At 45.2% G+C, this 13,492-nt stretch carries 11 protein-coding genes; 4 read left to right on the plus strand and 7 right to left on the minus strand.

Annotation, left to right across the window (positions count from 1 at the left end; all coding sequences use genetic code 11):
• Positions 1 to 70: 70 nt before the first annotated feature.
• Positions 71 to 1,543 (minus strand): sucrose phosphorylase, encoded by a 1,473-nt coding sequence (gene gtfA, locus V1358_RS06555; protein ID WP_347392973.1) that lies wholly within the window; start codon positions 1,541 to 1,543, stop codon positions 71 to 73.
• 188 nt (positions 1,544 to 1,731) lie between these two features.
• Between gtfA and V1358_RS06560 the strand changes: the two genes are divergently transcribed.
• From V1358_RS06560 to V1358_RS06570, 3 genes are all read left to right on the plus strand, one after another.
• The gene (locus tag V1358_RS06560; RefSeq protein WP_347392974.1) at positions 1,732 to 2,949 is read left to right on the plus strand and encodes an MFS transporter; all 1,218 of its coding nucleotides are present in this window, start codon (positions 1,732 to 1,734) and stop codon (positions 2,947 to 2,949) included.
• Positions 2,950 to 3,114: 165 nt separating this feature from the next.
• A complete protein-coding gene (locus V1358_RS06565; protein ID WP_347392975.1) occupies positions 3,115 to 5,520 on the plus strand; it encodes a TonB-dependent receptor domain-containing protein in 2,406 nt (801 codons plus the stop codon).
• 102 nt (positions 5,521 to 5,622) lie between these two features.
• Positions 5,623 to 6,576, plus strand: a complete 954-nt coding sequence (locus V1358_RS06570; RefSeq protein WP_347392976.1) for a carbohydrate kinase family protein — start codon at positions 5,623 to 5,625, stop codon at positions 6,574 to 6,576.
• A 59-nt stretch (positions 6,577 to 6,635) separates the two neighbouring features.
• On the opposite strand, the gene V1358_RS06575 is transcribed toward V1358_RS06570, so the two are convergent.
• The 5 genes from V1358_RS06575 to rppH all read right to left on the minus strand — a co-directional run bounded on the left by V1358_RS06575 (position 6,636) and on the right by rppH (position 12,049).
• Complete coding sequence (locus V1358_RS06575) at positions 6,636 to 7,469, minus strand: thymidylate synthase (RefSeq protein ID WP_347391811.1); 834 nt, start codon at positions 7,467 to 7,469, stop codon at positions 6,636 to 6,638.
• 6 nt (positions 7,470 to 7,475) lie between these two features.
• Positions 7,476 to 8,279, minus strand: coding sequence for a prolipoprotein diacylglyceryl transferase (gene lgt, locus V1358_RS06580; RefSeq protein WP_347392977.1), 804 nt, complete (start codon positions 8,277 to 8,279; stop codon positions 7,476 to 7,478).
• 14 nt (positions 8,280 to 8,293) lie between these two features.
• Entirely contained in the window at positions 8,294 to 9,100 is an 807-nt protein-coding gene (locus V1358_RS06585; protein ID WP_347391809.1) for a sulfite exporter TauE/SafE family protein, read from the minus strand.
• A gap of 130 nt (positions 9,101 to 9,230) precedes the next feature.
• Positions 9,231 to 11,513, minus strand: a complete 2,283-nt coding sequence (ptsP, locus tag V1358_RS06590) for a phosphoenolpyruvate--protein phosphotransferase (RefSeq protein ID WP_347391808.1) — start codon at positions 11,511 to 11,513, stop codon at positions 9,231 to 9,233.
• A 14-nt stretch (positions 11,514 to 11,527) separates the two neighbouring features.
• On the minus strand, positions 11,528 to 12,049 hold the full coding sequence (rppH, locus tag V1358_RS06595; protein WP_347391807.1) for an RNA pyrophosphohydrolase: 522 nt from the start codon (positions 12,047 to 12,049) through the stop codon (positions 11,528 to 11,530).
• A gap of 411 nt (positions 12,050 to 12,460) precedes the next feature.
• Here rppH and mutH point away from each other — a divergent pair, with 411 nt between their 5' ends.
• A complete protein-coding gene (gene mutH, locus V1358_RS06600; protein ID WP_347392978.1) occupies positions 12,461 to 13,129 on the plus strand; it encodes a DNA mismatch repair endonuclease MutH in 669 nt (222 codons plus the stop codon).
• A 7-nt stretch (positions 13,130 to 13,136) separates the two neighbouring features.
• On the opposite strand, the gene V1358_RS06605 is transcribed toward mutH, so the two are convergent.
• Complete coding sequence (locus V1358_RS06605; protein WP_347391805.1) at positions 13,137 to 13,457, minus strand: hypothetical protein; 321 nt, start codon at positions 13,455 to 13,457, stop codon at positions 13,137 to 13,139.
• Between the last annotated feature and the right edge of the window lie 35 nt (positions 13,458 to 13,492).

Genomic DNA, 13,492 nt, shown 5'->3' on the forward strand with positions numbered 1-13,492 from the left:
CGGTGCGTTACTAATAGATGATGACATGCACTTTTATCACTAAATGATCAAAAAAAACAGTAAGTAGCCATCAAAGTGATATTAAATCGGATAAATTCACAATGCGGCTGTGACCGTCTGATTCTAACTCAATCACACCACTACGCTTGGCTAAATCTAAGTTCAATGTCGCCACTTGTGCTTCATTTTGCCATCGCAAAGTGAGCCTTGAACCCTGCCCCTGCACATCAAATTGACCGTCAAAAGCTGCACTGTCATTGCGTAGTGCGATCAGTTTCATAAGCGCCTGGACAACAGGACGCTGCATCTGGAGCGTTAATTTTTCACTGTCCAAATATGGACGGTTAATATCTCGGCCAACATTGGAGGCCGCGAGCAGTTGCATATCATTGTGCTGTGCTAACAAGCCGCCATAATAGACTTGTGGTGTGCCTGGGCTGAAAAACTGAATCGCCCGAGCAACGAGGTAATCATAATCATCTTTGCCCAATGCATCGTAATAGGTGCAGTTGACTTGGTATAGGTCAACATTACTTGCCGCTGCACCGGTTGCCTTTTTACTTTCACCATGACTTTTGCGGTGAATGGTCTCAACTAAAGTATCGATTTCATTATCGCTGAGTAAACCTGGTTGCCCTTCCATAGGCCCAACATCAATAATACCGATGCCGTCATGAGTATCGAGCACGGTAATACAGTTGCGCGGAGAAATAGTAAGCCAATTTACCAGTGCTGTGACATCTTGATTGAAAATACTGTGTAAGACCAAAGGTGGTAAGGCGAAGTCGTAAACCATGCCTACTCGCTCAGCTATGTCTATCTGCGTTTTGTAGTAGGAATGAATTTCAACCAAAGTTTCTATCCCTAATGATTGTGCATACTCAGATAAGGCGCCGATGAAATCGAAGGTTTCATCAAGCATAAAACAGCTAGTGCCTGCTTTTTTAATGGCGTATCCAGCCGCATCAAGGCGGATCATCTTAATGTTATTGTTCGCAAAAGTATTAAGAATACGATGCAAATACGCCTTACCTGCTTGTGAATGAACATCAATATCAATCTGGTTATCAGTAAAAGTAGTCCAAAACTCTGCGACCTCACCATTAGGTAGGGTAAAGGCTGTGAAGCAGCTTCCAGGTCGTGGGCGATAAATTTTACTTTGTAATTCGGGGGTCAAACCGTTTGGAAAGACTTTATCCTTAGTGAGAAACAAGTCCCAATAAGCCGACTCACGCCCTTTCGCTAACACGTCTTTGAATTCTGGCGATTGTGCTGACATATGATTAACGATGAGATCCGCCATCAACTCCGTGTTTGCGCCAAGTTGTTTCACATCGTGCCACGTCCCTAATCGCTCATCCACCAAGGTATGGTCGATGGGATCAAACCCTGCATCACTGCCATCAATGGGGTAGTAAAATGGCAACAAATGTACGCCGGAAAATAACTGACTCAAGGGCCCTTCAAGGGTAGCCGCCAGTTCAGGAACACCTGCTCCCGTTAATCTATCTACATAGGTGATAAGCTGAACATTGTTTTTCATACGCCGACCATAAATTAGAGGTTGAATAACTTAATCGATTAAGATATATGTTATATACAATTTACATTTGATCAAGAATAATTTTAAGTTGTTGGTCCTAGTGTTTGAAAATAGATGACATTAACAATAAGACGATAGGCGCTCGTAGTTTGCAGTAATTAGGGCCGCTCTGATAAGAGGAAATGCAGATGCAATCATCCAGTCACTCACACCCAGAAGTAAATCAATCGGTCATAGAAAGCACTTCTGTAGCGCAAATAAAAATCCTGACCTACATGATGTTTTTCGTCTTTGCGATGACCTCTGATGCTGTAGGCGTGATCATCCCTGAGCTAATCAGTACCTACAAGCTAACGCTGACGCAGGCCAGTGCTTTTCATTATATTCCTATGATTTTCATAGCCCTAGGGGGGCTTTTTTTGGGCTACCTGGCGGATAAGTGGGGGCGCAAAGCGACAATCATCACCGGTTTGGTGTTGTTTTCTGTCGCCTGTTTCTTATTTGCCGCGGGTAGCTCCTTTTTATACTTCCTTACCTTGCTGGCGCTCATTGGCTTAGCCATTGGGCTTTTTAAAACCGGCGCGCTTGCGCTGATTGGTGATATCTCCACAAACCATCAAGAACATACGGCAACTATGAATAAAGTAGAGGGGTTCTTCGGTGTAGGGGCCATTGTCGGCCCTGCGGTTGTCAGCTACCTGCTAACTGCCGGCGTATCTTGGAAATATTTGTACCTTTGCGCCGGAGCGCTGTGTGTCGTATTAAGCCTAATGGCCTTAAAAGCAAAATATCCAATAACCCAAAAGAGCCTAAGCGGGCAAATTAACCTTAAGAACTCTTTGCTGTTAATGAAAGACCCTTATGCTTTGGGATTTTCTGCCGCAGTGGCACTGTACGTTGCCACCGAAGTGGCTATTTACGTGTGGATGCCTACACTACTGAGTGACTATGAGGGTTCCATGATGTGGCTCGCCACTTATGCACTGACCATTTTCTTTATATTGCGAGCCGGTGGGCGCTTCTTGGGGGTCTGGGTACTGCGCCACCTTAGCTGGCAAAGCGTATTATTCTGGTTTTCGACCGCGGTATTCTTGTGCTACTTGGGCACAGCTATCTTTGGCGTCGCGGCTGCTGTTGTATTGCTGCCATTATCCGGCTTGTTTATGTCAGTGATCTACCCCACTCTAAATTCAAAAGGCATCAGCCACTTTCAGCCATCGCAACACGGTGCAATCGCTGGTGTAATCTTATTCTTCACCGCCGCATCGGCAGCAATTGCACCATTATTGATGGGTTTAATCAGTGATATATTTGGTCATGTTTCTTTTGGGTTCTACCTAGCTACAGCCTTTGCAGCCGTGCTCGCTATTGGCAGTGCTTTCAACCTGAAATCAAAACAAGATTAAATTCCCTTTTATAACCAAATACTTAAATGAACCTTAGGCAAACTGAGTAAAAAACAGCTTGCCTAGATACAAAATTTTTATTATTAATTAACTTAATCGATTAAGTTAAACTTGTAGTACGGTTAAGAACATCAACAACACACAATGAGAATCTGGGGTGAGTAAATGCAACGTGCAACATTCAAAACGTTTTTATTAAGTTCTCTGGCCATGGCTATTTGTAGCAACTTAAATGCTGCTGAAGCGGAACAAACAGAGCAAGTAGACAAAGAGGCAAAAGGCCTTAACTTTGAACGCATTATGGTTACCGGCGTGCCACGTAACTCAACTGTTATGGCATCCAGTGTATCTGTAAGTAGTTTTTCAAACGAACAACTTGAGGTGACCACGCCACGCTCGACCGCTGAAGCATTTCGCGCAATCCCTGGGGTGCGCTCGGAATCCTCTGGTGGTGAAGGTAATGCCAACATTGCGGTGCGTGGCTTACCCGTTGCGGCAGGTGGTGCAAAGTTCTTGCAACTACAAGAAGACGGCTTGCCCATTATGCAGTTTGGCGATATCGCCTTTGGTAATGCTGATATTTTCCTGCGTTTAGACAGTACCATGCAAACGGTAGAGTCAATTCGAGGTGGCTCGGCGTCTACTATGGCCAGTAATGCCCCTGGCGGGATTATTAACGTGATCAGTAAAACAGGCGGTGGCGATACGGGTAGCATCGCGACAACATTTGGTTTGGACTACGACACCTTCCGCACTGACTTCGAATATGGCGGCGAGCTCAATGATTCGACTTACTTCCATATTGGTGGCTTTTTCCGTCAAGGTGAAGGACCTCGGGATGCTAGTTACACAGCCAACAATGGTGGGCAAATCAAAGCAAACCTTACCAAGGAATTTGATTCGGGTTATGTGCGCTTGTATCTAAAACACTTAGATGACAAAGCCATTGGTTACCTACCCATGCCAATGTATGCAGACGGCAGCTCGTTACCAGGATTTGACTCACAAACCGACACACCGCATTCAGCTTATTTCTTATCAACATTATCGCTAGGCGCTGACGGTGAATTACGCCGTGGTGATATGCGCGATGGCATGCATCCTCAAGTGAATGCTATAGGCTTTGAAGCCTCATTTGATTTGGGGAATGACTGGGAGATCGAGAATCGCTTTAGGAAGTCGAGTGTTAAAGGCTCATTCTTATCGCCATTCCCTGCCGAGGTTGCAGATGGTACAAGTATCGCAGAATCAATCGCCGGAGAAGGGGCTACGCTCAGCTATGCCAATGGCCCATCTGCAGGTGCTACTTTCAATGGTGGCAATATCATGCGAATTCACACCTTTGACGTAGAAATGAGTGATTTTGACTCCTTAGTCAATGATCTTAAACTCACCAAGGTCATCGAGGACACCAGCATTACCTTCGGCTACTATAAAGCGCTGCAAAATATCAGTATGTCGTGGATGTGGAACTCTTATCTAATGGAGCTCAAAGGCGACAATGCAGCGTTATTGGACGTAACAGCTGCCGACGGTACTGCTTACTCCGACAACGGCTTATACGCATACGGTGTGCCATATTGGGGTAACTGTTGCCAACGCAATTACGACACTGAATATGACATCAGCGCACCTTATCTGGCAGTATCCTCCCAGTTGGGGGACTTCTTGATTGATGTCAGTGTTCGTCATGACAGTGGTGAGGCTACGGGTTATTACGCAGGCGCGGTGCAATCCAGCGTTGATATGAACCGAGACGGCGTAATCTCACAAGCTGAATTGAGTGTGTCTTCAATTGATAATGCCAACGCGTCACCTGTTAATTATGACTGGAGCTACACTTCTTGGTCTGTCGGTGCCAATTATATGATAGACGACAATCTAGCGATCTTTATTCGTGCCAGCCACGGTGGTCGCGCCAATGCCGATCGTTTGGCATTTGGTAAAATTAATCCCGATGGCACCGTTGCAAAACAAGATGCCGTGGACGAGGTCGATCAGTACGAGTTAGGCGTTAAGTATCGCCATGATGATTTCTCTTTGTTTGCTACCGCATTTAGTGCTGAAACAGAAGAGCAAAACTTTGAAGCAACCAGCCAAAAGTTCTTTGACCGTGTATACGAAGCCTATGGTGTGGAGTTAGAAAGCACGTATTTCATCGGCGATTTCGATATTCGCGGTAACCTGACATGGACCGATGCCGAGATAACTAAAGACGCAATTAACCCAGACGTTGTGGGGAACACCCCGCGTCGCCAAGCTGACTTAGTCTATTCTTTACTCGCTCGCTATAACTTTGAAAAAGGCTCTGCGGGTCTTGGCTTAACGGGTACCACAGATGCGTATGCACAAGATAACAACGATCTTGAATTCGACGGCTACACACAAGTGAATGCCTTTGCTTCGTACATGCTTTCTGACGCAATGACAGTGTCTGTGAACATTAACAATCTGTTCGATACAACAGGCATCACCGAAGCAGAGGAAGGTTCAGTTCCAGGCAATGGCATTATAAGAGCTCGTACAATCAATGGCAGAACCAGTTCTTTGACACTGAGATATGAGTTCTAATTTTTAGCAACAAATGCAGGGGGTAGTTGCGATGTCATTGCACCCAAGGATATGGCACTTATCCCCTGCCCCTTTTTACAGGGATTTGATTTTGGAGTCAGGATGTTTTCACTACTGAGTTATGGGGAAGTGTTAGTCGACTTTCTTCCTGGTGATGACACCAACACAACTTATCTTCCGCTTGCTGGCGGAGCACCTGCAAACGTGGCTGTTGCTTATGCCAAACTAGGCGGCCACAGTTACTTTGCTGGCGGTATCAGCAGAGATACATTTGGCGAGCATCTATACAACGAACTCAAGAGTTATGGTGTGGATGCGACATACACCGCACGTATCGCTGACGCCAACACAGCTATTGTACTGGTAAGCTTAGACCCTGATGGTGAGCGCCATTTTAACTTTTATCGTAACGATACTGCCGACACTCGGTATCAGCAAAAACATATCGACCTAATAGATTGGCAGACCATCGGAATCTTTCATTTTTGCTCAAATACCCTCACTACCCAAAGTATGTATTTAAACACCGTACATGCCATCAACCGCTCCAAAGACAACCAAGTCTGTGTGAGTTTTGATGTGAATTTACGGCAACAGCTTTGGCAAGAAGCAGCATTACTACCTGCGCGTGTTGATGAGTGTTTACGCCTTGCAAACATAGTGAAACTGTCTCGAGACGAAGCTAATTACCTCGCACAATACTATAACGAAGACGCGGAAAAATATGTCAGTCGATTATTAGGTTATGGCGTAAACCTTATAGTTGTGACAGATGGCCCACGTGCAGTGCATTTATATAGCAAACTGTTTACTGCTAATGTGCCCGTACCAGTTATTACCCCTGTGGATACAACAGCTGCTGGCGATAGCTTCATCGGAGCATTTCTTTTTTACTTGAGCCAACACTTGGACAATAAAGACTCGCTGTTCACTCACACAGTCGCTACTCAAAACATCATGCTTGAAGCGGTGAAATTTGCAGCCCAGTGTGGTGCAAAAACGTGCCAAAGGAAAGGAGCCTTCGGTGCTCTACCCTCACTTGAAGAGATAGGCTAGGTACGACTTTATACATGACCCTGAGAAAGCAAAAACGGCCATTACGGCCGTTTTTTTCATTATATAGCGACTGGCGCCTTAATATGTGGATGTGCTTGGTAATCAACTAGCTCGAAATCATCAAAGGTAAAATCAAAAATGTCTTTTACTTCTGGATTTATACGCATTGTTGGTTTGGCATACGGTGTGCGAGACAGCTGCTCATCCACTTGCTCTAAGTGGTTTAGATACAGGTGCGCATCACCAAAGGTGTGCACAAAGTCGCCTAGTTCCAAATCGCACACTTGGGCAATCATCATAGTCAACAATGCATAGCTGGCGATGTTGAAAGGCACACCCAAGAAGATATCGGCACTGCGCTGATATAACTGGCAGCTCAACTTACCATCTAACACATAAAACTGAAACAATGTGTGGCAAGGTGGTAATGCTTGTTTGCCCATGGCTGCATTTTCACTTGGACTATATTGCGTGTCGGGCAGCAGTGCTGGGTTCCATGCGCTCACAATTAGACGACGCGAATCAGGGTTAGTTTTGATTTGCTCTACCACGTCTTTGATTTGATCAATGACTTCACCGTTGGGGCCTTCCCAGCTGCGCCACTGCTTACCATACACAGGGCCGAGTTCGCCATCCTCTGTGGCCCAACCGTCCCAAATACGCACACCATTTTCGTTTAGGTAAGCGATGTTGGTATCACCATTGAGGAACCACAACAATTCATGAATGATTGATTTCAAATGACACTTTTTGGTAGTCACTAGTGGAAAACCTTCTTGCAGGTTAAAACGCATTTGATAACCAAATACGCTTATAGTCCCTGTGCCTGTGCGGTCTTCCTTTTTAAAGCCATGCTCTTTCACATGACGCATCAATTCTAAATATTGCTTCATCGTCGTTTAATTCTTCTGTTGTGCTGTGATTGGCGCAGTGCGATATGCCCAATAGCATAACCCAGCACCAACAATAACCATAGGCAAAGATAAAATTTGCCCCATTGAAATAAAGCCGCCAAATAAGCCTAAATGCGCGTCAGGTTCACGGAAGTATTCAATAGCAAAACGGAATGCGCCATACCCGAGTAAGAAAACACCACCAACACTGCCAGCCGGTCTCGGTTTTCTTATAAACCACTGTAAAATTAAAAACAGCACAAGGCCTTCGAAAAATGCTTCATATAATTGCGACGGGTGGCGAGGCTCTGGCCCGCCAGTTGGGAAAATAACCCCCCAAGACACATCGGTCGTGCGTCCCCATAACTCACCATTGATGAAGTTACCGATACGCCCTGCTAGTAGCCCTAAAGGTACCAAAGGAGCAACAAAGTCGCCCACTTCTAAAAATGATTTACCACGAGACTTAGCGAACCATGCGACCGCGGTAAGTACACCAAGCGTACCACCATGGAATGACATGCCACCTTGATCAATTCTAAATAAATACAAAGGGTTTTCGAGGAAATAGCCAAATTGGTAGAACAGTACGTAACCAATACGCCCGCCTAATATGACCCCCAGCATGCCGTAAAAGAGCAAGTCACTCACTTGCTCTTTAGTCCATCCTGAACCAGGTTTGGCTGCCTGACGATTTGCTAAGAACATAGCCAAAGCAAAGCCGATTAAATACATCAATCCGTACCAACGAACGGCAACGGGACCCACTTCAAAAATTACGGGGTCTATCTGCGGAAACTCTAAAGCCATAATGTTATTTTTGCCTAACTAAACACCATACGTAAGGCGATGATCACCAATAGTAAAGCGAAGATTTTTTTTATGTGTGATACCGGTAAAAAATGGGTAGCGCGTGCACCAAAGGGAGCGGTAAACCAAGAAGTAGCTACAATCCCTGCCAGTGCTGGCAAGTACACAAAGCCTAAAAAGCCATCACTGATACTCTTCACTTGCCACCCCGAGGCAATGTAACCCAAGCAGCCAAACAGCGCAATGGCAATGCCGCTAACAGCCGCACAACCTATGGCTTTTTTCATATCCACGGAGAAATAATTTAACAGAGGCACAATCAAAGCTCCGCCGCCGATTCCGATTAACCCCGACAACGCACCAAGAATAGACGTTGAACCTGCAACAACAGCGCCTGAGGGCATACTGCGTGTACTCGTAGCCTTATGGGTGGAGTAAATCATTCGTAGCGCAATAAACATGACGCACACTGCGAAAATAGTTTTAAGTCCCTGCTGGGGAATGTAACTGGCCATAAAGCCACTAATCAGCGCTCCCGTAGACACGCCCACAAGCACCCAGGGCGCGACTTCCCATGGAACATTTTGGTTTCTGTGGTGAGCCAAGGCTGACGAGGTAGAAGTAAACAAAATTGAGGCAAGGGATGTGGCGATTGCAATCACCAACACGTGTTCAACATCGGTTACATGAAAATGAACTAACAAGGCGCTCAAGGCGGGAACAATGAGCAGGCCGCCACCAATACCCAGCAAGCCAGCAAGAAAGCCAACGATGCTCCCTAGTAGTGTGCACAGTACAAAGAGCCAAATCAGATCTGCCATTAAAGTTACTTATTCTGTTTTTTTATATGACTAATATATCAGGTTATAAGTGGAATTTCATACTCATTCACAAGGAACGACTGTGATAACCACCAAGCGTTCCTCTGGTCTTTCTTCCCATGCACTATGTTCAGTCTTCACCGCTGTTTTGACTATACAGCAGTTGTCCCAACTCGTTCTCAAGCATGAAATCACGCACTAAACGATGCACCTGTTTAGCGCTGCTGGCTAACAAGCATTGTTTAAGTAAAGCTTGGCATGCTGTTACCCCTACCCGGCGTATCACCCACTTCACTTTATGCAATGAGCTAAAGTTCATACTTAAGCTGTCAAAGCCCATACCTATAAGTAAAATTGCCCCTTCGGGCTCACTGGCTAATTCTCCACATAAACTAAATGGGAAGTTCGCCTGTTGGCATTGCTCAGCAATACTATTGATGGCGCGCAAAACAGCAGGGTGATATGGGTCGAATAAATTTGCAACGCGAGAGTTGGCACGATCAACAGCCAATAAGTACTGTGTGAGGTCATTACTTCCCACCGAACAAAAATCAACTTTGCCGGCAAACTCTTTTAGCAGATAAATGCTTGAAGGAACTTCAATCATCACACCAACAAGCGGTTTGTCGATGTAACTGTACTCTTCTGGAGAGTCTTGTTGTAACTCGAAATAGGCGCGCTCAAGCAGGGATAAAGATTCATCTACCTCCCCAAGTTCACTGATCATAGGAAGCAAGATACGCAAGTTCCCTAACCCAGAATTCGCCTTGATCATGGCTTTGAGTTGATCCAAGAATAACTCTGGATGATCCAAGCTGACGCGAATACCACGCCAGCCTAAAAATGGATTTTCTTCTTCAATATCAAAATAATCGAGCGCCTTATCACCGCCAATATCCAGTGTACGCATGGTTACTGGAGCTGGGTGATAGCTACTTAATACCTGACGATACCACTGCTCTTGCTCGTGCTGCGACGGGAAAGTACCTTTTTGCATAAACCAAGATTCAGTGCGATACAAACCCACACCATCACAATACCGGGCGCTATCTAGCTCACTGTGTGGGTCAAGCCCAGCATTGAGCATGAGATCAACGGTAAAACCATCCGGGGTTGTTGAAGGCAGGTGATACTCTGACTCAAATTGGTCGTGTAGCTTGGCATCGCGATGTTGCAATTTAGCATATTCTTGCTTAAGCGCCTCACTGGGGCTCAAATACACCCGACCAGCATAAGCATCGATAATCAATTCTTTATTGTCGAATTGCAGCAGTGGAATATCGTTGATACCCCAAATGGTGGGGATGTTCATTGCCTTTGTCAGGATTGACGCATGCGAATTCGCTGCACCATGGACACTCACTACCCCTTTTAACCGCTCTTTTGGAGCTTGAGCGAGCATTGCTGGCGTCAAGGTATGCGCCACCAAAATGGTATTCTCTGGGTATGGCTTAGTGGCTTTCTCGGTATTTAATAGATGATGCAAAACACGCAAGCCAATGTCTTTTACATCAACAGCTCGCTCTTTTATATAGGGGTCTTGCATGGCATTAAACTGCTGCACCAAGCGCTCGATAACACGTTTTAAGGCACTTTTTGCACACCAACCATCAGCAATTTCTATTTCAACATCTCGGCCTAGACTTCGAGCATCAAGCAACTGCAAATAAACCTCGAACACCGCAACCGCTTCACTGGGCAAATGCCCTTGCATTGACAGCGCAAGCGTACTGAATTCCTTTCTAGTCGCAGCAACGGCTTGTAAAAACAGCTCTTTTTGCTTGAGTTTGTCAGGTTCCTTGCGCATCTCCACCGAGGAGAAATCCACTTTTGGTAACACCACATAGGCATCACCAATGGCAATTCCAGCAGAGCCAGAGATCCCTTTGAGCATAGTGGAGCGATGACTTAAATCATCTTGATTCAGCAAGGTTTGAATTTGCGCATCAGCCAGCTGTGGCGCCAGTTGTGCTGAAAGTGTGATTAAAAAAGACTCTTCGTCTTCACTGAACACCCGTGCCGCACTTTGCTGCACCACAATCACGCCCAATACCCGCTTTTGATGAACCACAGGCACAGACAAAAACGCGTTGTACTGCTCTTCTTTAACCAAGTCGGAGGTAATAAATCGTGGGTGAGACTTAGCGTAAGCAAGGTTTATCGGTTCTTCGCGCTGTGCTACCAAACCGACCAAACCTTCAGTGAAACCGACTCTAAACTGGCCCACAGCAGCGGGGTTTAGACCATCGGTAGCCATAAGAACAAAATTATCGCGGCTATAATCTGCAAAGTAGATCGAGCAGCACTCTGTCTTCATGGCCTTTTTGACTTGGCTTACAAACACCATAAGCGCACTTTCTAAACTAGGCTGCTGAGCAACTTGCTCGACAATTGTGCGCATGGTGGCAAGCATATTATGTACTCTCCCTATCGGCGGTTACGCCACTGCCCCTGCTGCGATGGCTCTTTGCGGTTAAATGGCATCGCTAATGGAGCAAATTCTTTCATCACCCGGCGGTATACATCGCGCTTAAATGCGACAACCTGACGCACCGGATACCAGTAACTTACCCAACGCCAATCATCAAATTCTGGATGATGCGTCTTCAGTAAGTTTACATCCTCATCTTTGCATTTTAGTTTAAGTAGGAACCACTTTTGTTTTTGTCCTATACAAACCGGTGTCGAATCGCGACGAATCAATCGCTTTGGTAACTTATAACGTAACCAGTGACGTGAACTTGCAATGATTTCTACATCTTCAGGCAGCAAGCCCACTTCTTCGTGTAACTCGCGGTACATGGTTTGCTCAGGCGTTTCACCATCATCCACACCACCTTGTGGAAATTGCCACGAATGTTGTCCGTAGCGACGAGCCCAAAATACCTGGCCTTGATTATTACAAATTACAATTCCGACATTGGCACGAAAACCCTCGGCATCAATCACCTTAGTGCCTCTTTTGTAAGTCGATTTTTATCGATTGTTCCACAATCACTCAGTTACAGCAAACAATATTCGAATTTAACACCAAGTTACTCACAACTTGTGCATAAGTTTTGTTATTCGCGGATAAAATTGAAACAAATCCACAATCGCATAGTTAAAAACTCACTTTCTCCACAGATTCTGTGGATAAAATTGTTTATACATCTGTATTTTGTGGATTAAAACAACAGACATAGATAGACCTCAAGCAATGAAATTTAAAATAAACTATACATTTCAATGCCTTATAAACAAAAGGGACAAAATAAAGCGAACAAAAAACAAGCCATTTATTTTTGCTCAAAATAACAGCACTGGGAATTCTCTTTTTCTTTGTTACAATTCCATTGTTAATCCGCTCATTAGATTTCTATGATTACTCCTCCAAAAACGCTAGCACAGCTTCTAGAACGCGTGAATGCCATCGCGGGCATGACCTTGGGCGATCTCGCCCTATCCCATGGTTTTAAAACCCCTGAGCACCTGCTCAGGGAAAAAGGCTGGGTAGGTCAATTATTGGAGTATGTGCTAGGAGCCAGCGCAGGTTCGTTGCCCGAGCCTGATTTTGTTGAATTAGGTATCGAATTGAAAACACTGCCTATTTCAAACAGTGGTAAACCATTGGAAACGACTTTTATAAGTGTAGCGCCACTGACTGATGTGACCGGCCTTACTTTTGAACAAAGTACGGTATACAAAAAGCTCAAGCATGTGCTTTGGTTACCTATACTGGCTGAGCGTGACATAGCTCCTGTGGATAGGGTCGTTGGCAGTGGTTTTTTGTGGCAGCCTAATGAAAGTCAATTCGCGCAGCTAAAACGTGATTGGGAAGAGCTTATAGACATGATTGCGCTTGGGCAAATTGAGCAAGTCAACGGGCATTATGGGGAAGTCCTGCAGTTGCGCCCCAAAGCAGCGAACAGTAAAGCCTTAACAGAGGCGATTGGCAAAAATGGCCAGCGAATCCAAACTCTGCCGCGAGGTTTTTACTTAAAAACGCACTTTACGCGACAAATTCTAGCCCAGCAATTCGCGCCATAATAAAACGTTAGTAAGGACCAACGGTTCTTCTTAGCTCATGATAATGCTGATGCAAATATGCACACGCAAGTTTACTGTCGTGTTGTGCGATTATGATATGAAGCAGCACGAATGATATAACACTCATCGCTAACCCCGCTTCAACGGCAAAGATTGCACCACATAAAACTGCGGGAACCATCATTAGCATAATGAGCGATAGACGCATCAAACGATCCACTGGATGCTTCTTTCGGAAGCCTTTGAATGCAGCCTCCACCAACATATTCCTTTGATCTGTACTGAGCTCGTCCAGCTCTTTGCACCCATAAAAATACAACCAGTACATACTTTCTATCCCCTATCCATAGAGTCGATTGTTTA

The organism is Pseudoalteromonas pernae (genome assembly GCF_039831865.1).
Classification (GTDB): Bacteria; Pseudomonadota; Gammaproteobacteria; order Enterobacterales; family Alteromonadaceae; genus Pseudoalteromonas; species Pseudoalteromonas pernae.